Annotated in this window: 21 protein-coding genes; 5 read left to right on the top strand and 16 right to left on the bottom strand. The window is 71.7% G+C overall.

What is annotated here, in order from left to right; translation table 11 throughout:
- The first annotated feature begins 73 nt into the window (after positions 1 to 73).
- Complete coding sequence (locus tag G515_RS0104005) at positions 74 to 316, top strand: helix-turn-helix domain-containing protein (protein WP_028659114.1); 243 nt, start codon at positions 74 to 76, stop codon at positions 314 to 316.
- A 160-nt stretch (positions 317 to 476) separates the two neighbouring features.
- Here the strand turns inward: G515_RS0104005 and G515_RS0104015 are convergent, their stop codons facing one another.
- The 3 genes from G515_RS0104015 to sigE all read right to left on the bottom strand — a co-directional run bounded on the left by G515_RS0104015 (position 477) and on the right by sigE (position 3,064).
- Entirely contained in the window at positions 477 to 1,529 is a 1,053-nt protein-coding gene (locus G515_RS0104015) for a S1C family serine protease (protein WP_028659115.1), read from the bottom strand.
- Positions 1,530 to 2,000: 471 nt separating this feature from the next.
- Entirely contained in the window at positions 2,001 to 2,471 is a 471-nt protein-coding gene (locus G515_RS22465) for an anti-sigma factor (RefSeq protein WP_028659116.1), read from the bottom strand.
- Positions 2,468 to 3,064: an RNA polymerase sigma factor SigE gene (gene sigE / locus G515_RS19400; protein WP_036553863.1), complete on the bottom strand. Its 597-nt coding sequence runs from the start codon at positions 3,062 to 3,064 to the stop codon at positions 2,468 to 2,470. Before sigE ends, G515_RS22465 begins: the two co-directional genes overlap by 4 nt.
- Before the next feature lie 182 nt (positions 3,065 to 3,246).
- On the opposite strand from sigE, the gene G515_RS0104030 reads away from it, so the two are divergent.
- Positions 3,247 to 3,888: an O-methyltransferase gene (locus G515_RS0104030; protein WP_028659117.1), complete on the top strand. Its 642-nt coding sequence runs from the start codon at positions 3,247 to 3,249 to the stop codon at positions 3,886 to 3,888.
- Positions 3,889 to 3,899: 11 nt separating this feature from the next.
- Here G515_RS0104030 and G515_RS0104035 read toward each other — a convergent pair whose 3' ends face one another.
- The 7 genes from G515_RS0104035 to G515_RS0104065 all read right to left on the bottom strand — a co-directional run bounded on the left by G515_RS0104035 (position 3,900) and on the right by G515_RS0104065 (position 9,070).
- Entirely contained in the window at positions 3,900 to 5,435 is a 1,536-nt protein-coding gene (locus tag G515_RS0104035) for a leucyl aminopeptidase family protein (protein WP_028659118.1), read from the bottom strand.
- Entirely contained in the window at positions 5,422 to 5,589 is a 168-nt protein-coding gene (locus G515_RS22975) for a DUF3117 domain-containing protein (RefSeq protein WP_084653033.1), read from the bottom strand. Before G515_RS22975 ends, G515_RS0104035 begins: the two co-directional genes overlap by 14 nt.
- A gap of 126 nt (positions 5,590 to 5,715) precedes the next feature.
- On the bottom strand, positions 5,716 to 6,129 hold the full coding sequence (locus G515_RS0104045) for a hypothetical protein (protein WP_245565191.1): 414 nt from the start codon (positions 6,127 to 6,129) through the stop codon (positions 5,716 to 5,718).
- A gap of 28 nt (positions 6,130 to 6,157) precedes the next feature.
- Positions 6,158 to 6,445, bottom strand: coding sequence for a DivIVA domain-containing protein (locus G515_RS19405; protein WP_245565192.1), 288 nt, complete (start codon positions 6,443 to 6,445; stop codon positions 6,158 to 6,160).
- A gap of 7 nt (positions 6,446 to 6,452) precedes the next feature.
- Positions 6,453 to 7,178 (bottom strand): LOG family protein, encoded by a 726-nt coding sequence (locus tag G515_RS0104055; RefSeq protein ID WP_028659120.1) that lies wholly within the window; start codon positions 7,176 to 7,178, stop codon positions 6,453 to 6,455.
- Positions 7,175 to 8,287, bottom strand: a complete 1,113-nt coding sequence (dapE, locus tag G515_RS19410; RefSeq protein ID WP_051217833.1) for a succinyl-diaminopimelate desuccinylase — start codon at positions 8,285 to 8,287, stop codon at positions 7,175 to 7,177. The genes G515_RS0104055 and dapE overlap by 4 nt, the downstream gene beginning before the upstream one ends.
- Positions 8,288 to 8,299: 12 nt before the next feature.
- Entirely contained in the window at positions 8,300 to 9,070 is a 771-nt protein-coding gene (locus tag G515_RS0104065) for a TetR/AcrR family transcriptional regulator (protein WP_028659121.1), read from the bottom strand.
- Positions 9,071 to 9,162: 92 nt separating this feature from the next.
- Between G515_RS0104065 and G515_RS0104070 the strand changes: the two genes are divergently transcribed.
- Positions 9,163 to 10,104, top strand: a complete 942-nt coding sequence (locus G515_RS0104070) for a daunorubicin resistance protein DrrA family ABC transporter ATP-binding protein (RefSeq protein WP_028659122.1) — start codon at positions 9,163 to 9,165, stop codon at positions 10,102 to 10,104.
- Positions 10,101 to 10,892, top strand: a complete 792-nt coding sequence (locus G515_RS0104075; protein WP_028659123.1) for an ABC transporter permease — start codon at positions 10,101 to 10,103, stop codon at positions 10,890 to 10,892. Before G515_RS0104070 ends, G515_RS0104075 begins: the two co-directional genes overlap by 4 nt.
- 63 nt (positions 10,893 to 10,955) lie before the next feature.
- Here the strand turns inward: G515_RS0104075 and G515_RS0104080 are convergent, their stop codons facing one another.
- From G515_RS0104080 to G515_RS0104105, 6 genes are all read right to left on the bottom strand, one after another.
- Positions 10,956 to 11,270, bottom strand: coding sequence for an AzlD domain-containing protein (locus tag G515_RS0104080; RefSeq protein ID WP_036553866.1), 315 nt, complete (start codon positions 11,268 to 11,270; stop codon positions 10,956 to 10,958).
- Positions 11,267 to 11,998, bottom strand: a complete 732-nt coding sequence (locus G515_RS19415) for an AzlC family ABC transporter permease (RefSeq protein ID WP_169570424.1) — start codon at positions 11,996 to 11,998, stop codon at positions 11,267 to 11,269. The genes G515_RS0104080 and G515_RS19415 overlap by 4 nt, the downstream gene beginning before the upstream one ends.
- 5 nt (positions 11,999 to 12,003) lie before the next feature.
- Positions 12,004 to 12,573 (bottom strand): helix-turn-helix domain-containing protein, encoded by a 570-nt coding sequence (locus G515_RS0104090; RefSeq protein ID WP_028659125.1) that lies wholly within the window; start codon positions 12,571 to 12,573, stop codon positions 12,004 to 12,006.
- A gap of 47 nt (positions 12,574 to 12,620) precedes the next feature.
- On the bottom strand, positions 12,621 to 15,938 hold the full coding sequence (gene ileS / locus G515_RS0104095) for an isoleucine--tRNA ligase (RefSeq protein WP_028659126.1): 3,318 nt from the start codon (positions 15,936 to 15,938) through the stop codon (positions 12,621 to 12,623).
- 251 nt (positions 15,939 to 16,189) lie between these two features.
- Positions 16,190 to 17,020 carry an oxidoreductase gene (locus tag G515_RS0104100; RefSeq protein WP_028659127.1) on the bottom strand — a complete coding sequence of 277 codons (831 nt, stop codon included), beginning with the start codon at positions 17,018 to 17,020 and terminating at the stop codon, positions 16,190 to 16,192.
- Positions 17,021 to 17,049: 29 nt separating this feature from the next.
- Positions 17,050 to 18,237: an ATP-binding protein gene (locus tag G515_RS0104105; RefSeq protein ID WP_028659128.1), complete on the bottom strand. Its 1,188-nt coding sequence runs from the start codon at positions 18,235 to 18,237 to the stop codon at positions 17,050 to 17,052.
- Between the two features lie 125 nt (positions 18,238 to 18,362).
- Here G515_RS0104105 and G515_RS19420 point away from each other — a divergent pair, with 125 nt between their 5' ends.
- Positions 18,363 to 19,871: a CYTH and CHAD domain-containing protein gene (locus tag G515_RS19420; RefSeq protein WP_051217835.1), complete on the top strand. Its 1,509-nt coding sequence runs from the start codon at positions 18,363 to 18,365 to the stop codon at positions 19,869 to 19,871.
- Positions 19,872 to 19,921 lie beyond the last annotated feature (50 nt).

Raw genomic sequence — 19,921 nt, forward strand, 5'->3', positions numbered from 1 at the left:
CGGGGTGAGGGCACCGTCCACAGAATCTCCGGGGTCCCTGCGGAGGATCGCGGTGGAGTGGGACCATGTGAGCATGCCAGGGACTCCGCGCTTCTTGACCCTTGCCGACGTGGCCGAGGTCCTCAACACCTCTTCGGCCCAGGTCTACGCGTTGGTTCGCCGCGGTGAGCTGCCCGCGATCAAGATCGGGGGTCGCGGTCAGTGGCGGGTGGAGGCGGAGAAGCTGGAGGAGTACATCGAGCAGGCCTACCACGCCACCGAGGCGTTCGTGGCCGATCACCCGTTCGTGGAGGCCGACACCACCCGGGAGGAGTGAGCTCGGGCAGGTCCCTCGTGTCGACGATGTGGTGGCTCGGCGGCCCCATCACCGCCGGACCGCCCGGTCCCTCACCACCTGACGCCGGGGACGACGAGCCGGTCGCCACCACGCCGAGTGCCACCATGCCGGGTGACACCACGCCGATGAGCCGCGGCGCCTAGCCGACCTGGCCGTCGAGGGTGACGTCGACCTTCTCGGTCTGTCCCTCCCTCTCGACCGTGAGCCGGATCGTCTCGCCGGGCTGGTGGGTGCGGATCGCCACGATCAGCGCGATCCCGTCGGTCACCCGCTGGCCGGCCACCTCGACCACCACGTCACCCGCCTGGAGGCCGGCGTCCGCCGCCGGGCTGCCGTTGTTGACCGACTGCACACGAGCGCCCTCGGTGGCAGGCCGGGTGTCGACCTGGGCGCCGATGACGGGGTAGCGCGCCTCGCCGTTGTCGATGATCTGTTGGGCCGTCACCTTGACCTGCTCGACGGGGATCGCGAACCCCACTCCGATGTTGCCGGAGTCGCCCATCCCGCCGGCGGTCGCGATGGCGGTGTTGACGCCCACGACCTGCCCGAGCATGTTGGTCAGCGGCCCGCCGGAGTTGCCCGGATTGATCGCGGCGTCGGTCTGGATGGCGTTGATGTAGGAGAGGTCGTCGCTGGTGTCGCCGGTGGTGACCGGCCGCTGCAGTGCGCTGACGATGCCCGAGGTGACCGTCGAGGAGAGTCCCAGCGGCGACCCGATCGCGACCACCGGTTCACCTACCTTCAACGCATCCGCGGATCCGAGGGCGGCGGGGGCCAGGTCCTTCGCGCTGGGCACCGAGAGCACCGCGATGTCATAGACCGGAGAGGTCCCGAGCACCACCGCGTCGTGCTCGTTGCCCTTGTGGTCGATCACGCTGATCCGGCCGCCGTCCGAGACGCCCGCGACGACATGGTTGTTGGTGATGATCTGACCCCGGTCGTTGAGCACGAACCCGGACCCGGTCGCTCCAGAACCATCGGACTGCGATCCCGCGATGATCTGCACGGTGGAGGGCAGCAGGGCATCGGCCACCGACACCACGCTCGCCTCGGCGGCATCGACCGGTGCCGGTTCGGAGTTGCCCACGTCACCGGTGCGGCCACTGGTCGTCACCACCGGGGAGGACTCGTCCTGCAGGGTCGCGCCGACATAACCCCCGGCCACACCGAGCACCAGGGCGAGGGCGGCCACCGCGGGCCAGACCCAGCCGCTGACCCGGGCACGCTTGTCCGAGCCGGGCTCATCCCCCGGTCGATCCGGGGGGAACCACCCGGGCCCCGACCACGGGCCCGGTCCCCGCGAAGGTGTGGGCGGCGGACCCGGTGGAGGCAGCCCAGGCCCGGACGGTCGCGGCCCGGAGCCTGAGACGCCGGGCGTCAGTGGCTGCGTGGCCGCCGGGTCCCCGACACCGGCGGACTCGCTGGCCGCACTGCGGTGGCCGGGTGGTGGGCCACCCACGAAACCCGGCCGCGCACCCGGAGGGGCGAAGCGCGCCTGCTCGGGCGGGACCACCGAGGGGTCCCAGGTCGGCGGAGTCGTCTCCGGGTCGCGATCACTCACACCCACATTGTGTCCCGTCGGTGGGGACGCGTCCGCCCCTACCCTCGCCCGGGCGGGTGATCGGCCCGGCTGACCGGTGCCTGCGGAGCGGCCCCGGTCGGGTCAGCGCAGCCCGGGATCGCCCGGCTGGAACCGCGGGGACGGGGGCGTGCTGGCCGGCGTGGTGGTCGTGTCGGACACGTGCCGGGTGACGAGCGGCAACTCGTCATTGACCGTCGGCGCCGACGCCGGGGCCGCCCCGAGTGCCAGCACTCCCATCATCGCCGCGCCGACCGCGCCGCCGCCGAGCACCGCCAGGCCGACGGCGGTACGGCGCGGCGGGGCGTCGAACTCCAGGCATGCCTCGAGCGGCAGATCGGGACGGAGCAGCGCTCCCTTGAGCCCGGCGGGGAGTGCGGTCGCGTCACCGCCACCGAGTCCGGCGAGCCGCCGCTTCACCCATCCCTCGCGCTCGACGTGGTCACGACACTGGTGACAGTCGTGCACGTGCTGCCAGGCCCGCTCGGCGTCCTCCGCACTGAGCTGCCCGTCCAGGAGTGCGCTGGCGCGAGACCCGAGATGCCCGCCGATCATGCGTTGGTCCCCCAGCCGAGGACCTGTGGTCCGGAGTAGCGCAGCCGCCCCTCGCCCGGCGCGCGGTGCGCCAGCGCCTTGCGCAGCATCGCCCGCCCACGGTGGATCCGGGACCGCACGGTGCCCAGTTTCGCCCCGAGGATCTCGGCGATCTCGTCGTAGGAGAGCCCTTCGACGTCGCAGAGGACCACCGCGGCCCGGAAGTCCGGGGGCAGGGTGGCCAGGGCGCTCTCGATGTCGTCGTCGAAGCGCTGGTCGGCATAGGCCACATCCGGCGCCGGCGTACTGCTGGTGAGGCGGTCTGCCCGCTCGTCGGAGAGTGCGTCGAAACGGATCCGCTGCTTGCGCCGGGCCTGATCCAGGAACAGGTTCGTGGTGATCCGATGCAGCCACCCCTCGAACGTGCCGGGGGTGTAGCCGTCCAGGGATCGGAAGACACGGACGAAGACCTCTTGGGTGAGGTCCTCGGCGTCGTGCCGGTTGCCGGTGAGTCGGTAGGCCAAGCGATAGACCCGGGCGGAGTGCTGCTCCACCACCTCGTCCCAGGAGGGCACACCAGGAGCAGGCTCGCGGACCTGCGGCTGGTCAGTCACAGTTCTGCTCCTTGCTCGCAACGGGGATCTCACCGGTGAGGGTCTCCTGACCGTAATGGAGCTCCCTGAAAGGAGCCTGTGAAAGTGACAACGCCACTCGCGCCCGATCCGTTCCCCGTGCGGCTCGCCCGTCCGGGGAGTGTGGCTCCGCGCACACGGGCGGCACACGATAGGTTGAGCCCATGCGCGACTTCCCGGCCCCGACCGCCGCCACGTGGAGCTACGCCGAGACCTTCGTGCCCGAGGACGACGTCCTCGCCGCCGCGCGGGCCCGTGCCGAGGAGGTCGGTGCGACCGCGATCGGCTCCGGTGTGGGAGCGGCCCTGCGCTTCGTCGCGGCCGCCCTGGACGCGCGTGCCGTGGTCGAGGTCGGGACCGGAGCCGGCGTGTCCGGGCTCTGGCTGCTGCGCGGGATGCACGCCGACGGCGTCCTCACCACGGTCGACATCGAGGCCGAGCACCAGCGTCTGGCGCGGGAGTCGTTCGCCGAGGCCGGTTTCCGAACCCAGCGGGTGCGCACCATCTCCGGCGCGGCCCTGGACGTCCTCCCCCGCCTCACCGACGGGCACTATGACCTGGTCTTCTGTGATGCCGAGAAGGCGGAGTACTCCTCCTACCTCGACGAGGCGCTGCGACTGCTGCGTCCCGGCGGCGTGGTGGCCTTCGACAACGCACTGTGGCACGACCGGGTCGCGGACCCCGCCCAGCGGGACGAGCAGACCGTGGCGATCCGCGACCTGGGTCGTGCCGTGCTCGACCACGACGACCTGATGCCCGTGATGCTCCCGCTGGGCGACGGCCTGCTGGTGGCCAAGAAGCTCTGACCGGAGGCGGCTCAGCCGCCCACGCCGGACAGCGGCTGCTCCGAGCCGAGCCAGGTGAGGAGCAGGCGTGCCCCGAACCCGGTCGGCCCCTCGGTCCACTCGAACTCGTCCTTCGCGGCGTCACCCACCGAGGCGATGTCGAGATGCGCCCACGGCACCTCGCCCGTGAATGCCTGGAGGAAGAGCGCGGCCGTGATCGCACCGGGGCCTCCGGCGGCGTTGTCCGCGTCCGCGATCTTGCTGGCCAACTTGTCGGCGTAGGTCGAGGTCAGTGGCATCCGCCACACCGGCTCACCCGAGGCCAGACCGGCGCTCTCCAGGTGACCGGCGAGCGCGTCGTCGTCGGCGAAGTAGCCGCCGAGATTCTGGCCGAGCGCGACCTTCATCGCACCGGTCAGGGTGGCGATGTCGACCAGGGCGGCGGGCTGGAGGTGCGCGACGGCGTACGCCAGGGCGTCGGCCATCACCAGCCGCCCCTCGGCATCGGTGTTGGTGACCTCGCTGGTGCGTCCGTCGTAGTGACGTACGACGTCGCCGGGCCGCAGGGCATTGCCGGACACGGCGTTCTCGGCGGCGGCGATCAGGCCGACCACCTTGACCGGGCAGCCGACCTGGGCCAGGGCGGCCATGGTGGAGATGACCACGCCACCGCCGGTCATGTCCCGCTTCATGGTGCGCATGCCCTCGCCGGGCTTGATCGAGAGCCCACCGCTGTCGAAGGTGATCCCCTTGCCGACCAGCACCACCGTGGGTGTGGACCGCTTGGCCTTCGCGGGGGCGTAGTCGAGGCGGATCAGTCGGGGCGGGGTCACCGAGGCCTGTCCGACCCCGACCAGGCCACCGAAGCCCTCCTCGGCGAGCTGGGTCTCGTCCCACACGGTGCAGGTGAGGCCGTGCTCGGCCGCGATCTGGGCGGCCTGCTCGGCCAGCCAGGGCGGATTCTTGATGTTGGAGGGGGTGGTGGCCAACCGCCGTGCCTGCCAGGACGCGGTGGCGATGGCGACCGCCCGGCCCAACGCGGCCTGGTGCTCCTCGCCGATCTCGGCGAGGCGGACCTCGGCCACCGGCACCGATTCGGCACCGGCGGCACGCCACACGAACGTGAACGACCCGAGCACCAGCCCGGCGACGAACGGCTCGATCGCGCGGTCGGGGTCGAGCGCGGGGATGGTGGTGGTCAGCTGCTCGGTGTCGCGCACGACGCGGGCGACCGCCGCTCCCGCCCGGCGGAAGTCGTCGGGGCGCTGGGCCCCGACCCCGACGAGCAGGATCCGGCGCAGCTGGGGCTGACCGGACGCGCCCGACGGCGTGACGTACGTCGTCACCTCGCCGGCCTTCCCGGTGGCACCCTCGACCTCGAGCACCCCGAGCAGGTCCAGCTCCTCGGCGAGCGCAGCGGCCCCGGGCCCGAGGACCAGGGCGTCGGACTCGTCGGCCGGGAGCACCGGCACGGCGATCACCTCGCCGCGGGTCACCGAGTCAGGACCGGTGCCGGCCAGGGTGAAGCGCGGGGGCGTCACCTGGGCCGGCAGCTCACCCAACGACATCCTTCAGGGCCGCGCCGAGCGCGGTGGCCTCGTCGGGCTTCAGTTCGACGACCAGGCGGCCGCCACCCTCCAGAGGCACGCGCATGATGATGCCGCGCCCCTCCTTGGTGACCTCCAGAGGACCATCTCCGGTCCGGGGCTTCATCGCCGCCATGCGCAACCTCATCTTTCAGCGTCCTGGGAGGGGCCCGGCACACGCCGGACCCGAACGGGTGAAGCCATTATCCCCCATCGCTGATGTGCGAGAACACACACCCCGCGTCCGGCCGTCGGTGAGCGCTCACACCGCCGAGGTGACGTAGCCGAGCGTGAACACGACCGCGGCCACCACCATCCCGAGGTGGCCGGCCAGCGAGAGCCAGAGGTTGCCCACCCGATGCTCGTGTCCCCCGCGGGCGCGGCGGCCTCGGGCGGGCTTCCAGCGCATCAGGATCAGCAGGCCGGCGGCGGCGACCACCCACCAGCAGCCGAGCGCGAGCACACCGATCAGGTCACCGGCTCCGACGTCGTCGGGGAGGAGCAGGAAGGTGACCCAGAGCAGGACCGCCACGGCGCCGGCCACGGTGTGTACGCCGAGCAGCGCGGGGCCCACCCGGTGGTCGCCTCGGCCCCGACCGAGCAGCATCCGGGTCAGCACCACCACCGCCGCGGCCAGGACCGTGCAGAGGTAGACGAGGATCGCCGTGACAGACACGCTCGGCATTGTGACCCAGGTTGCCGCCTCAGTCCTCTTCCTCACCACCCCGGCCGCCCTCGCGGGCGGCCGGAGGCCCGTCGAGCTCCTCGGCGAGGCGGCTCAGGAGGGCATCCACCTCCGCCATCCGGTAGCCGCGGACGGCGAGGGGGAAGCGCACCCGGCGCAGGTCGGTGCCGGTCAGCGGCCGGGCCGACGGCACCAGGGTGTCGGGGCTGTCGTCGTACGCACGGGACATGGGCGCTCCGCGTCCGGCGGCGACCAGCGCGATCCCGCCCATGGCGAGCACGATCACGATGGCGAAGACCCACATCATCGGCGGATCACCGCGAGTCCCGGGCCTTGACCATCAGCTCGACCATCTCCTCGACGTCATCGGTGAGGGTGAGCATGTCGAGGTCGCTCTGCTTGATCCGCCGATCGGCGAGCATGCTCTTGCTCATCCACTCCAGCAACCCGTGCCAGTGCTCGGTGCCCATCAGCACGATCGGGAACTGGGTGATCTTGCGGGTCTGCGCCAGGGTCATCGCCTCGAAGAGCTCGTCGAGGGTGCCGAGCCCGCCCGGCAGCACGACGTACCCCTGGGAGTACTTCACGAACATCATCTTGCGCACGAAGAAGTAGCGGAAGTGAAGGCCGAAGGTGACGTGGTCGTTGACGCGGTCCTCCCAGGGCAGCTCGATGCCCAGACCGACGCTCTCACCCCCGGCCTCGGTGGCACCGCGGTTGGCAGCCTCCATCGCTCCCGGGCCGCCCCCGGTGATCACGGTGAAGCCGGCCTCGGCGAGTGCGGCGCCGACCTCCACTCCGAGGCGGTACGACGGGTGATCGGCGGGCGTGCGCGCGGAGCCGAAGACCGAGATGGCCGGCCCGATCTCGGCCAGGTCGTTGAAGCCCTCGACCAGTTCGGCCTGCATCTTCATCACCCGCCACGGGTCGGTGTGGACCCAACTGCTGGAGTCGGTGGTGTCCAGCAGCCGCTGGTCGGTGGTGCTGCCCTCGGGGCGGCCCTGGGTGGGCTTGGGTCCGTGTCCGGTACGGCGGGTCATGCCGGCTCCTCGGTCTGATCGGTGCGGGTGTCGGGAAGGCTGGTGAGCCACGTGCGCAGAGCTTCCTCGCAGTGCCTCAGCTCCGCGACGGGCACGTGCTCCTCCTGTTTGTGCGCCAGCAGCGGGTCGCCGGCGCCGTAGTTGACCGCGGGCACGCCGAGGGCGGTGAAGCGGGCCACGTCGGTCCAGCCGAACTTGGGCGCGACCCGGCCGCCGACGGCCTCGATGAAGGCGCTGGCGGCCGGTCGGTCGAGACCGGGAAGCGCCCCGGGCGCGAGGTCGGTGACGGTCAGGTCGTACCCCTCGAAGAACTCCTGCACGTAGGCGAGGGCCTCCTCCTCGGTGCGGTCGGGGGCGAAGCGGTGGTTGACCGTGACGACGCACTCGTCGGGGACGACGTTGCCGGCGACGCCGCCGGAGATGAACACCGCGTTGAGGCCCTCGTGGTACGTCAACCCGTCGATGACCGGCCGGCGCGGCTGATAGGCCTGGAGCCGGTTGAGGATGTCGGCGGCGCCGTGGATCGCGTTGACCCCGCGCCATGAGCGGGCGGAGTGGGCGCGCTCGCCCTGCGTGCGGACCTCGACCCGGAGGGTGCCCTGGCAGCCGGCCTCGACGGAGGCGTTCGAGGGCTCCATGAGGATCGCGAAGTCCCCGGCGAGCAGGTCCGGGTCCGACTCGGCGAGGTGCCGCAGGCCGTTGTGCTCGGCGGCGATCTCCTCGGCGTCGTAGAAGAGCAGGGTGAGGTCGCGCACCGGCTCGCGGACGGTGTGCGCCAGCCGCAGGATGACCGCGTCGTTGCCCTTCATGTCGCAGGTGCCCAGGCCGTAGAGCAGATCACCCTCCAGGCGACTGGGCAGGTTGTCGTTGACCGGCACGGTGTCGAGGTGGCCGGCCAGGATCACCCGCTCGCCGGTGGGGTTGGCGGCACCGAGCTCGGTGCGGGCCACCACGGTGTTGCCGCGCCGGGTGACGTGCAGATGGGGTAGCTCCCGCAGCGCGGCCTCGACCGCGTCGGCGATCGGCTCCTCCCCCAGGCTGACCGACTCGATGTCGACGAGTTGGCGGGTGAGCGTCACGACGTCCTGGGCGAGATCGATCCTCGGCATGGCCACAGTCAATCAGGCACGAGGTCGGCGGGGCTGACGACCCAGATGGACGAGCACCCCGTCGATGATCCGGGCGAGTCCGAACTCCAGTTCCCGGGCCGGGTCGCTCGCCGCCTGGTAGGCCTCACCTGCCGCCTGGCCGACCCGTCCGGCGATGGGGTAATCGCGCCCGGCCATCACCCGCCCCAGCTCGCCGGAGTTGGCCTCCCACCACTCGAGCTCACTCATCCCCATCTCCCGCTCGGCCAATCGAGCACGGTGCGCGGATCCCGCGGCGTTGCCGGCGAACCCGGTCAGCAGGGCGATCGTCTGGTCCATCTCGATGTCGTCCAGGCCGATCCCCTCGACGGCCCCGAGCTGCCACTCGTACCGCTCGGCCGACGCGGGCCCCAGCCAGGCGCGGAGGCCGACGACGTCCAGGATCCAGGGGTGGGCCAGGCAGTCGTCGTACTGCACCCGGGCGACCATCTCCAGTCGGTCGGCGAGGTCCTCGGGCAACTCCGGGAGCGTCCGGCGGGCGAGCACCTGGTCGACCATCAGCACGATCAGGTCGCCGCGGCTCGGCACATAGGTGTAGAGGCTCATCACGCCCAGCCCGAGCTCCTTGGCGAGCACTCGCATCGACAGCGCCGCCAGCCCGTCGCGGTCGGCCAGGTCGATGCCGGCGTCGACCACGGCGTCCACGCTCAGCCGCTGTCGCGGGCCGCGACGGGTCGGCGTCTCGGCCGGCGCGGCGACATGTCGCCAGAGCAGTTCGAGGGAGGGGTCCGGGTCGCGTGCCACGTTGCCACTCTAGCGACGTCGTACGGCGTACGGAATAAATGCTCGCGTGGAGCAGTTCACTCCGTACGCCGTACGCCAAAGGAGATCCACCCATGCCTCCGCCTCCCCTGCTGGCGCGTGCCGTCCACAAGCGGTACGCCGACACCACCGCCCTCGACGGGCTCGACCTCGAGATCGCCTCGGGCACCATCCACGCCCTCCTGGGCCCGAACGGTGCGGGCAAGAGCACCGCCGTCAACGTCTTCAGCACGCTCACCCGGCACGACCGCGGCGAGGTCCTCGTCGCCGGCCACGACGTGCGCCGCCAGGCCGCACGGGTGCGCGCGGAGATCGGCCTGGTCGGGCAGGCGACCGCCCTCGACCCGATGCTGCACGGCCGGGAGAACCTGGTGATGTTCGGCCGCCTGCACGGGCTGGCGAACTCCGCGGCCCGCGACCGCGCCGCGGAACTGCTCGAGGGGTTCGGTCTCGCCGACGCCGCGGACCGGAAGGTGTCGACGTACTCGGGCGGGATGCAGCGTCGCCTGGACATCGCCGCCGCTCTCATCAGGCGGCCTGGCCTCCTGTTCCTGGATGAGCCCACCACCGGACTCGACCCGCGCGGGCGGCTGGACGTGTGGGCGGCCATCCGCCGGGTCGTGGAGCAGGGCACCACGGTGCTCCTGACCACGCAGTACCTCGACGAGGCAGATCAGCTCGCCGACCGGATCACCGTGCTGGGCGCCGGTCGGGTGATCGCCGAGGGCACGGCGGGCGAACTCAAGGACGGCCTGGGTGGGGACCGGGTGATCGTGACGGTGCCCGACGCGACGGCGTTCGCCCGGATGGTCGATCTGCTGGACGGGGAGCCCGATCCGGATCGCCGTCAGGTCACGGTCGCGGCCGGCCCGGCGGGCGGGACGCACACCCTGATGACGGTGGTCCGCTCCCTCGACGCCGCCGGCATCCGGGTCGACGACCTGGTGCTGCGGCGCCCCACCCTGGACGAGGTCTTCCTCCACCTCACCGCCCCGACGACAGGAGTCTCACGATGAGCGCGCTGAGCACTGCGGCCCGGCAGACCTGGGTGATCACCCAGCGTGACCTCAAGTACTGGCAGCGGGAGCCCTGGGCCCCGATCTTCAACCTGGCCTTCAGCATCATGCTGCTGCTGGTCTTCGGCTATCTCTTCGGCGGCGCGATCGAGATCCCGGGCGGCGGCGACTATCTGGACTACCTGCTGCCCGGCATGTTCGCCCTCTCGATGCTCTTCGGCGTCGAGACGACGATGGGCGCGATCACCGCCGACACCAAGCGCGGGATCACCGACCGGTTCCGCTCCCTGCCGATGAGCGGGGTGACCGTCCCGCTCGGACGCGCACTGGCCGACCTGCTCAACTCCGCGGTGCAGCTCGCGGTCCTGATGGTCGGCGGCCTGCTGGTGGGCTGGCACGTGGACGGCGGATGGGGCGCGGCCATGCTCGCGGTCGGACTGCTGCTGTGGTTCCGGCTGGCGATGCTGTGGATCGGCATCTACCTGGGACTCACCTTCCGCGCGGAGGGTGCCCTGATGGCGGTGCAGGTGCTGGTCTGGCCGCTCGGCTTCCTGTCCAACCTGTTCGTGGCGCCCGAGACGATGCCGGGCTGGCTCGGGTTCCTGGCGCAGTGGAACCCGGTCTCGGCCACCGCCGCCGCCTGTCGCGAGCTGTTCGGCAATCCCACCGGCCTGTCCGACGGCGTGCTCGCCACCTACGCCGTACCGCTGGCGCTGGCCTGGCCACTCCTGCTCATCGCGATCTTCGCTCCCCTGTCCGCCCGCGCCTACCGGCGCCTCTCCAAGTGACCCCGGGTAGCCCGGGACGGAAAGCACGTCCGAACACCCTCCGAGGGCGCTCTTCGTCCCGGACTACACCAGCCGCACCAGGGCGGCGACGGCGGCAGCACCGAAGACCACGACCAGGAACGGGGCCCGCAGCAGCAGCATGACCACGGCCGCGGCGAGTCCGACCACCCGGGCGTCCAACACCAGGGCCCGCCCCTCCCCGAGCACCTGTACGGCGATCAGCGCCGCGAGCAGGGCCACCGGGATCAGGGCCGCCACCCGGGTGGCCAGCGGGTGGGCCAGCACCCGCTCGGGCACGGAGAGGCCGGCCAGCTTCAGGGCGTAGGAGGCGACCCCCGACACCAGGATCGCGGCCCACAGCACCGCCTGCTCGCTCATCTCGCCTCCCGCTGGCCGGCCTCGGCAGGCGCGTCGGTGGCGTCAGCGGCATGCGGGATGAACAGCCCGACCGCCACGGCCACGACCCCGCCGAGGATGACCGGGACGCCGGCCGGGCTCAACGGCACCAGGCCGGTGGCGACCGCCGCGCCGATCAGGGCGACGATCCGCTGCGGCCAGGCGGTGAGCCGCGGCCAGAGCAGCGCGAGGAAGGCGGCGCCCACGGCTGCGTCCAGGCCGAAGGTGCGGGGGTCGCCCATCGCCTGCCCGGCCAGGGCACCGATCAGCGTCATCAGGTTCCACAGCACGAAGATCGACCAGCCGGTGAGCCGGAAGGCGAGCCGGGTGAACCGCTCACCGTCGTCGTCGGGCTGCCCCAGCGCCATCGCGGTGGACTCGTCGATCACCACCTGGGCGTGGACGAGCCGGCGCCAGCCGCGCAGGTGCAGACGGGGTGCCAGGGCGAGCCCGTAGAAGGCGTTCCGACTGGCCAGCAGGGTCGAGGTGAGAGCACCCGCCCACGGCGAACCGCCGGCGGCGATGACGCCGGCGAAGGCGAACTGGGAGGCGCCGCTGAAGACCAGCAGGGACAGCGCGCAGGCCTGCCAGACATCCATCCCCGAGGCCGTGGCCAGGGCGCCGAAGGAGACGCCGTACGCACCGGTGGCGATGCCGACGCCGAGGGAGTCGACGACGACCTCGCGCCGGGAGGTGCTCGACGCCGTCACCGTGCTCACCGCCCGCCCCGGTGCTCGCTGATCAGCACCGCGGTGGTCTCCGGCTCGAGCGCCTCGAACACGTGCGGCTCGGCCCCGGAGTAGGTGATGTAGTCGCCCGGTCCGAGCTCGACCGGCGCAGCGGCGGGCCCTACCCGGGCGCGGCCGACCCCGATCACGACGTGCTCGACCACGCCGGGCATGTGGGGGTCGGACTCCCTGACCGACCCCGGCGAGGCCACGATGCGGTAGAGGTCCCGGCGGACCTGCGGCGGCGCCGCGGACAGCACGGTCGCCTGGAACGACGCGACGTCGGAGACGACGGCGACCCCCTCGTTCCGGCGGATCACGGTGGCCGGCGCCTGCGCCGGCTCGACCAGGTCGGCGAAGGGGACGTCGAGGGCCACCGAGAGCGCCCAGATCGTCTCGACGCTGGGATTGCCGGCCCCCGCCTCCAGCTGCGAGAGCGTCGACTTCGAGATGTCCGCACGGCGGGCGAGCTCCGCCTGGCTCAGCCCGACCCGCTCCCGGTGAGTGCGCAGCGATCGCGCGATCACCGGGAGCAGGCTCTGCCTGTCAGCTGTCATGCGTCCATTATGCCGAACGATTCGTTCGCCACCAAGGACGTATCGGCTCACGCCTTGCTGAGAAGGATCCCCGCCTTGTCGCCGGCGCCGACCGTGCTCTCGGTGCGGCTCTCGGTGCGGCTCTCGGTGCGGCTCTCGGTACGGCTCTGGGTCGACCCGACCTCCTCGGCGTCCCCCGCGGTGGCCTCCTCGGCCACCCGGTACGACGTCGCCAGGGTCTCCTCGGCGATGAGCTGCTCGTGCTCGGTGGCGGCGGCACGGACCGCCTCACCTCCGAGGATGGTCAGCTGGATCCGGTCGCTGACGTCGAGGCCGGCGTCCCGGCGGGCCTGCTGGACCGCGCGCACGAGGTCGCGGGCCACGCCCTCCCGGGCGAGCTCGGGGGTGACCTCGGTGTCGAGCACCACGAAGCCCCCTCCGGTGCCGCCCGGCAGCATTCCGACCGCCACGTCGTCGGAGGCCGCTCCGGCCACCGTCTCGAGGGTGTACTCCCCCTCGACCAGGGCGAGCCCGCCCGAGACGACCGAGCCGTCGGCCTGGACCGACCAGTCGCCGGACTTGGAGCCCTTGATCGCCAGCTGGACGTCCTTGCCGAGCCGCGGCCCCGCGGCACGGGCGTTGACGCTGAGCTTCTGGCCGACGCCGTACGACGCCGCCTCGGGGTCGTCTGCGGTCAGCACACGCACCTGCTTGACATTGACCTCGTCGGCCACGATCGACTCGAAGCCGCCGAGGTCGGCACCGACGACCGTCAGCCGGGACAGCGGCAGCCGATTGCGCAGCTGACGGGCCTTGCGCAGCGCGCTGGTGGCCGAGCAGACGTCGCGGACGTGGTCCATCCCGACGGCGAGGTCGTCGGCGGCCGGCAGGTCCTCGGCCGCGGGCCAGTCGGCCAGGTGGACCGAGCGACCGCCGGTGAGGCCGCGCCAGATCTCCTCGGCGGTGAGTGGGAGCAGCGGAGCGGTCACCCGGCAGAGCACTTCGAGCACGGTGTAGAGGGTGTCGACCGCGTCGGCCGAGCCCTCCCAGAACCGGTCGCGGCTGCGGCGGATGTACCAGTTGGTCAGCACGTCCAGGAAGCCACGGGTCTGCTCGCAGGCGTCAGCGACCCGCAGCTCCTCCATCGAGGTGGTGATCTCCTCGACGAACTGCCGCGTCTTGGCCAGCAGGTAGCGGTCCAGCGGGTCGGTGCTGTCGGTGCGCCAGCTGCCCTCGACGCCGGCGGCGTTGGCGTAGAGCTGGAAGAAGTACCAGCTGTTCCACAGCGGGATCATCACCTGGCGCACCGAGTCGCGGATGCCCTGCTCGGTCACCACCAGGTTGCCGCCGCGCAGGATCGGGCTGGACATGAGGAACCAGCGCATCGCGTCGGCGCCGTCGCGGTCGAAGACCTCGTTGACGTCGGGGTAGTTGCGCAGGCTCTTGGACATCTTGTTGCCGTCCGAGCCGAGCACGATGCCGTGGCAGATCACCGAGCTGAAGGCCGGCTTGTCGAACAGGGCGGTGGCAAGGATGTGCAGCGTATAGAACCAGCCGCGGGTCTGGCCGATGTACTCGACGATGAAGTCGGCCGGGAAGTGGTGGTCGAACCACTCGGCGTTCTCGAACGGCACGTGGCTCTGCGCGTACGACATCGACCCGGAGTCGAACCACACGTCGAGCACGTCGCTGACCCGGCGCATCGTGGAGCGGCCGGTGGGGTCGTCCGGGTTGGGCCGGGTGAGGTCGTCGACCCACGGGCGGTGCAGGTCGCGCTCGCCGTCCCGGTTGCGCGGGAGGCGGCCGAAGTCACGCTCGATCTCCTCGAAGGAGCCATAGACGTCGATGCGGGGGTACTCCGGGTCGTCGCTCTTCCACACCGGCACCGGGCTTCCCCAGAACCGGTTGCGGGTGATCGACCAGTCGCGGGCGTTCTCCAGCCACTTGCCGAACTGCCCCTCCTGGATGTGCTCGGGCACCCAGCGGATCTGCTTGTTCAGCTCCATCATCCGCTGCTTGATCGCGGTGACCTCGACGAACCAGCTGCTCACCCCCTTGTAGATCAGGGGCTCGCGGCAGCGCCAGCAGTGCGGGTAGGAGTGGTCGTAGGTCTCCCGGCGGAGCAGGATCGTCCCGGCCGTGACGCTGCCGCGCTCCTGCTCGCCCCGGGTGGCGGCCTTGAGGTGATCGATGATCTGCAGGTTGGCGTCGAAGACCAGCATGCCGGCGTACTCGTCGACCGGGTGGGTGAACCGGCCGTCCTTGCCCACCGGCATCACGGCGGTGATGCCCTCCCGGTCGGTCACCTCCTTGTCGACCTCACCGAACGCGCCGGCGGTGTGCACCACGCCGGTACCGTCCGTGGTGGTGACGGCGTCGTCCGCGGCAACCACCCGGAAGGCCTTGTCGTGGCCCAGGAAGTAGGAGAACGGCGGCGTGTAGGTCCGCCCGACCAGGTCGGCGCCGCGGTAGCGGCCCAGGATCTCGGGCTCCTCGCCGAGCTCGCGGGAGTACGCCGACAGGCGAGCCTCCGCGAGCAGGTAGCGGGCGGTGGTCTCGGTGCCCGGGACGTCGGCCTCGACCACGACGTAGTCGATCTCGGAGCCGACCATCACGGCCAGGTTGGAGGGCAGGGTCCACGGCGTGGTGGTCCAGATCAGGACGTGTGCCCCGTCGAGCACCGGGTCCTCGCCGGTGGCATCGAGCGGGTAGCCGACGGTGACCGCGGGGTCCTGCCGGTTCTGGTAGACGTCGTCGTCCATCCGCAGCTCGTGGTTGGACAGCGGGGTCTCGTCGTTCCAGCAGTAGGGCAGGACGCGGAAGTCCTCGTAGATCAGGCCCTTGTCGTAGAGGCCCTTGAACGCCCAGATCACCGACTCCATGAAGTCGGGATTCATCGTCTTGTAGTCGTTGTCGAAGTCGACCCAGCGGGCCTGACGGGTGACGTAGTCGCGCCACTCGCCGGTGTACTTCAGCACCGAGCCGCGACAGGCGTCGTTGAACCTGTCGATGCCCATCTCGACGATCTCGTCGGTCGTCTTGATCCCGTTCAGCCGCATCGCCTCGAGCTCGGCCGGCAGACCGTGGGTGTCCCAGCCGAAGCGCCGCTCCACCCGCTTGCCGCGCATGGTCTGGAAGCGCGGCACGATGTCCTTGACGTAGCCGGTGAGCAGGTGCCCGTAGTGCGGCAGGCCGTTGGCGAACGGCGGGCCGTCGTAGAAGACGAACTCGTTGCGCCCGTTCTCCCCCGGGTCCCGCTGGTCCACCGAGGCCTGGAAGGTGCCGTCCTGCGCCCAGTAGGCCAGGATCCGCTCCTCGATCTCCGGGAACGACGGCGAGGAGGGAACGACGTTGCGGTGGTCCGAGGTGACCTTCGGATAGGCCATGGGCGGTGTCTCCTGGGCTGGGCGATCGAACGGGACCCAGGGACGACATCTCTGCCGCGGTACCACCCTGCTTGCATCCTGACCTCGGATGCCTCTTCCTTCACGGCTGTGACGGGCCTACCCGCCGGGTTCTAGTTGCTCGCGCGTTCTTCCCGGGGCTCGCCGCTGATGACGGCTCAGACGCCTGTGCTCTCGATGGTACGGCGAACGCCCGGTGAGGAGAAACCCGGATTGCCCTCCGACTCCGTGGCTCACGAGTCGAAGTCCGTGCTGCGGCTCACGGTCTCCCAGGTGTCGAGGTCGTCCTGGATCGCCGCCAGCGAGGCACGGATCCGGTCGGAGGCGTCATTGCCCAGCACCAGCAGGTACGGCGGCCGGCCCGACTCGACGGCGTCGATCACCGCGGCCGCTGCCTTGGCCGGGTCGCCGGGCTGGGTTCCGTGGACCGTGCTGTGCTCCTTGCGTCGACGGCCGGCGGTGTCGGCGTAGTCGTCGATCGGAGTGCCGGCCTGGGTGAGGGAACGGCCGGCGAAGTCGGTGCGGAAGCCGCCGGGCGCCACGGCGAAGGCGGTGAGGCCCAGCGGCTCGACCTCCTGCCGCAGGGAGAGCGTCAGCGCCTCGATGGCCGCCTTGACCGCCGCGTAGTAGCCCGACCCGGCCGGGGAGGATCGCGCCGCGACCGAGGAGATGTTGACGATCGTGCCGACACGGCGGGCCCGCATGCCGGGCAGCACCGCCTGGATGGTGCGGACCGCACCGAACAGGTGGGTCTCCCAGAGCCGGCGCACCGCCTCGTCCTCACCCTCCTCGACGGCGGCACGATGGCCGTACCCCGCGTTGTTGACCAGGACGTCGATGCCGCCGAACCGTTCTTCGGCCGCGGCGACCGCGGCGGTGACCTGGGCGTCGTCGGTGACATCGAGTTGAAGCGCGAGAGCGGTCTCGGGATGGGCCTCGACGAGGTCGCGGACCCGATCGACATCGCGCGCGGTGACGGCGACCCGGTGGCCGCGTTCGAGGGCGGCCAGGGCGAAGGCCCGGCCGAGGCCGGTGGAACAGCCGGTGATGAGCCAGGAGGACATGGGTGCCTCTTCTTGTCGACGGGTCGCGCTCAGGCGGGCGCGCGGTGGCGGACGAACTCGGCGAAGCCGGGGAGGGTGAAGCGGACCAGGCCGTGGCCGACCGGCTCGATCACGCCCTTCTCGATCAGGCTCTCGCGGGGGACGCTGAGGGCGCGCGAGTCGGTGCCGAGGCGGGCGGCGATGGCGGCACGGCCGACGTTGTCGTCGCCGAGGTCGGCCATCGCCCGGATGAAGCCGCGCTCCGCGGGCGAGGCGACGCCCCACCGGGCGCGGTACATCGCGTCCAGTTGGCTCTGGGCCGCCGGTACGCCGGCCCGGACGTGCTCGGCGGTCAGGATGTCGCCCGCCTCGGGGGACGCGGCCCGCCAGGTGGCGCTGCCGAGCAACTGGAGCAGATAGGGGTGGCCGCGACACTCGTCGGTGACGAGTTCGAGGGCGTCGGCGCTCCAACCGATCTCGAGCGTCTCGGCGGGCGCGGTCAACAGGGCGCGGGCATCCTCGTCACTGAGCAGGTCGAGGGCGGCGAAGTCGCTACGCTCGCCGAAGGTGGCGGCGCGGGTGATCGCCTCGGGGGTGACGGGCAGCCCGGCGGCGACGACGGCGACGGGATGCCGCTCGCGTTCGCCGGAGAGGTTCTGGATGGCGTTGAGCAGGACGCCGAGGTCGTCGGCCGAGGCCGCGTGCAGCTCATCGAGGAAGAGGATCAGTCCGGCACCGTGCTCGCCGCGTGCCAGGGTGGCGGCGTCGTGCAGCAGGTCCTCGAGGGCTCCGATGGGTGCCCGGTCCGGGGCCGGCGGCGGGGCATCCGGATCGAGCGCGATCTCCCCCTTCACCCTCACCCCGGGCGGGCCGACCTCGATGCTCACCCGGTCGAGCCGCTCCCGCCAGCGGCGCCGGACGGGTTCCTCGGCGACCACGCCGGCGGAGACGAGCGCGCGGTCGGTGGCATGGGCCAGTTCGGGGAGGAAGGGGAGTTTGCGTGTGCACGCCACCCACGCGCACACGCACCCGACCGCGGCGGCCTGCTGTTGCGCCGTACGCAGCAGGGAGGTCTTGCCCACCCCGCGGGGGGCATGGAAGACCAGCAGCGGTCCGCCCATCTCTCCGAACGTCGCCACCCGGCTCACCCGGTCGCGGACGCGCTGGAGTTCGATCTCGCGACCGATCAGCACTCGCGGCACCTCGCCCGGAGTGTAGGGATCGGGGATGGGCGGCATCCGACCTCCTCGAAATACTTCTTGATACCTCCCCGAAGTATAAGGAGGTATCCGAGGGCGGTCGGGACTACGCGTGCGCGCGGCGGGTCACGTCGTGTTCATCGGCATCGGGTAGGTATGTCGCTATGAGCAGCCACTCCGGACCGGAGGCGCGGTTCGCCCCCGGCCACCAGGCCCCGACACCGGACCTGCTCGCTCTGGAGGGGGTCCGGGAGACCCGCCTCCAGCCGCAGGTCGAACTGGTCGCCGACCACTACGACACCGCCGACAAGGTGCTGGCCCGGGCGGGAGTGACGCTGGAGCGCAGGGTCGGTGGGGACGACGAGGGATGGCACGTCGAGGTCACCGCAACCCGGGGACGGCTGGAGACGAGGTGGCCGCTCGAGCGTTCCACCCACACCCCGCCGAAGCCGGCCAGAGACCTGGTGTCGGGCTGGACCCGCGGACACCCGTTGATACCGGTGGCCACCGTGACCGTCCACCGCACCGCCACCCTCCTCCTGGCCGAGAACGCCGCCGTCCTCGCGGAGTTCGCCGACGACCGGGTCACCGGCAACACACCGGACGGCGGGAGCGTGACCTGGCGGGAGTGGCGGATCACCCAGGTCGAGGGCGGCCACGACCTCCTCTCCGCAGCGGCCCACCACCTGGAGGGCAACGACGTCCCCCGCGCGACCACGACCCCGGTGCTCGCCCGCGCACTCGGGGACCGAGTGGAGGCCCGCCCGCACCTGCCTCGCCCGAAGCCCGGGAAGCCCGCCTCCCGCCTGGTTCACGCGGGCCTCGCCGAACTGGTCGACACGCTGGCGCGGCTCGACGTCCAGGCTCGACGTGGCACCGAGGAGGGCGTGCACGAGATGCGTGTCACCGTTCGCCGCCTCCGCGCCCTGCTGGCAGCCACCAGGAAGGTCCTCGACCGGGAGGCGACCGACCCCGTGCGGGCCGAGCTGAGGTGGCTCGCGGGGGTCCTCGGGGAGGTCCGGGACGCCACCGTCGTCCACCAGCGGCTGCGGGCCCTGGTCGGGGAGGAACCGCCTCGGCTGGTACACGGACCGGTCCTGCGACGGCTGGCGACGGCGTACCGGAGCCGTGGCCGCGCCGAGCTCGGCAGCGCCCTGGAATCGGCACGCTATTTCGCCCTACGGGACCGGCTCGACGCCCTCGTGGCGACACCCCCCTGGGCCGAGCACGCCGGCGATCCCGCGGGCAAGGTCGCGGCGAAGATGCTCCACAGGGAGCTCGAGCGGGTTCGCGCCAGGGCCGAGAGCGCCGCTGCGCACGACGACGCCCCGGAGGCGCTTCACGAGCTCCGCAAGGCCGTCAAGCGTTTTCGGTACGTCGCCGAGGCGGTCGAACCGATCGGCGGGAAGCCCGTGCGCCGACTGGCCCGCCGAGCGCACGAGACGGCGACCCACCTGGGGGATCTGCAGGACACGGTGCTGACCAGGTCCGAACTGGTCCGCCTGGCCCGCGCGGCCGCGGCCGACGGCGAGCCCACCTTCACCTACGGGCGGCTGCACCACCGCGAGGAGCAGGCCCAAACAGACCTTCTCGACGCCCACTCGACCCGGGACACGATGCGGTCGCTGACCACTCGCACCGACAAGGCCGCCCACGCCCTGCGGCACCGGTAGGGCCACCGGGCCGGGAGGAACGGCGAGCCGACGGCACGCCGAGCCCGGTC

This window comes from Nocardioides insulae DSM 17944 (genome assembly GCF_000422825.1).
In the GTDB taxonomy this organism is placed as follows: domain Bacteria; phylum Actinomycetota; class Actinomycetes; order Propionibacteriales; family Nocardioidaceae; genus Nocardioides; species Nocardioides insulae.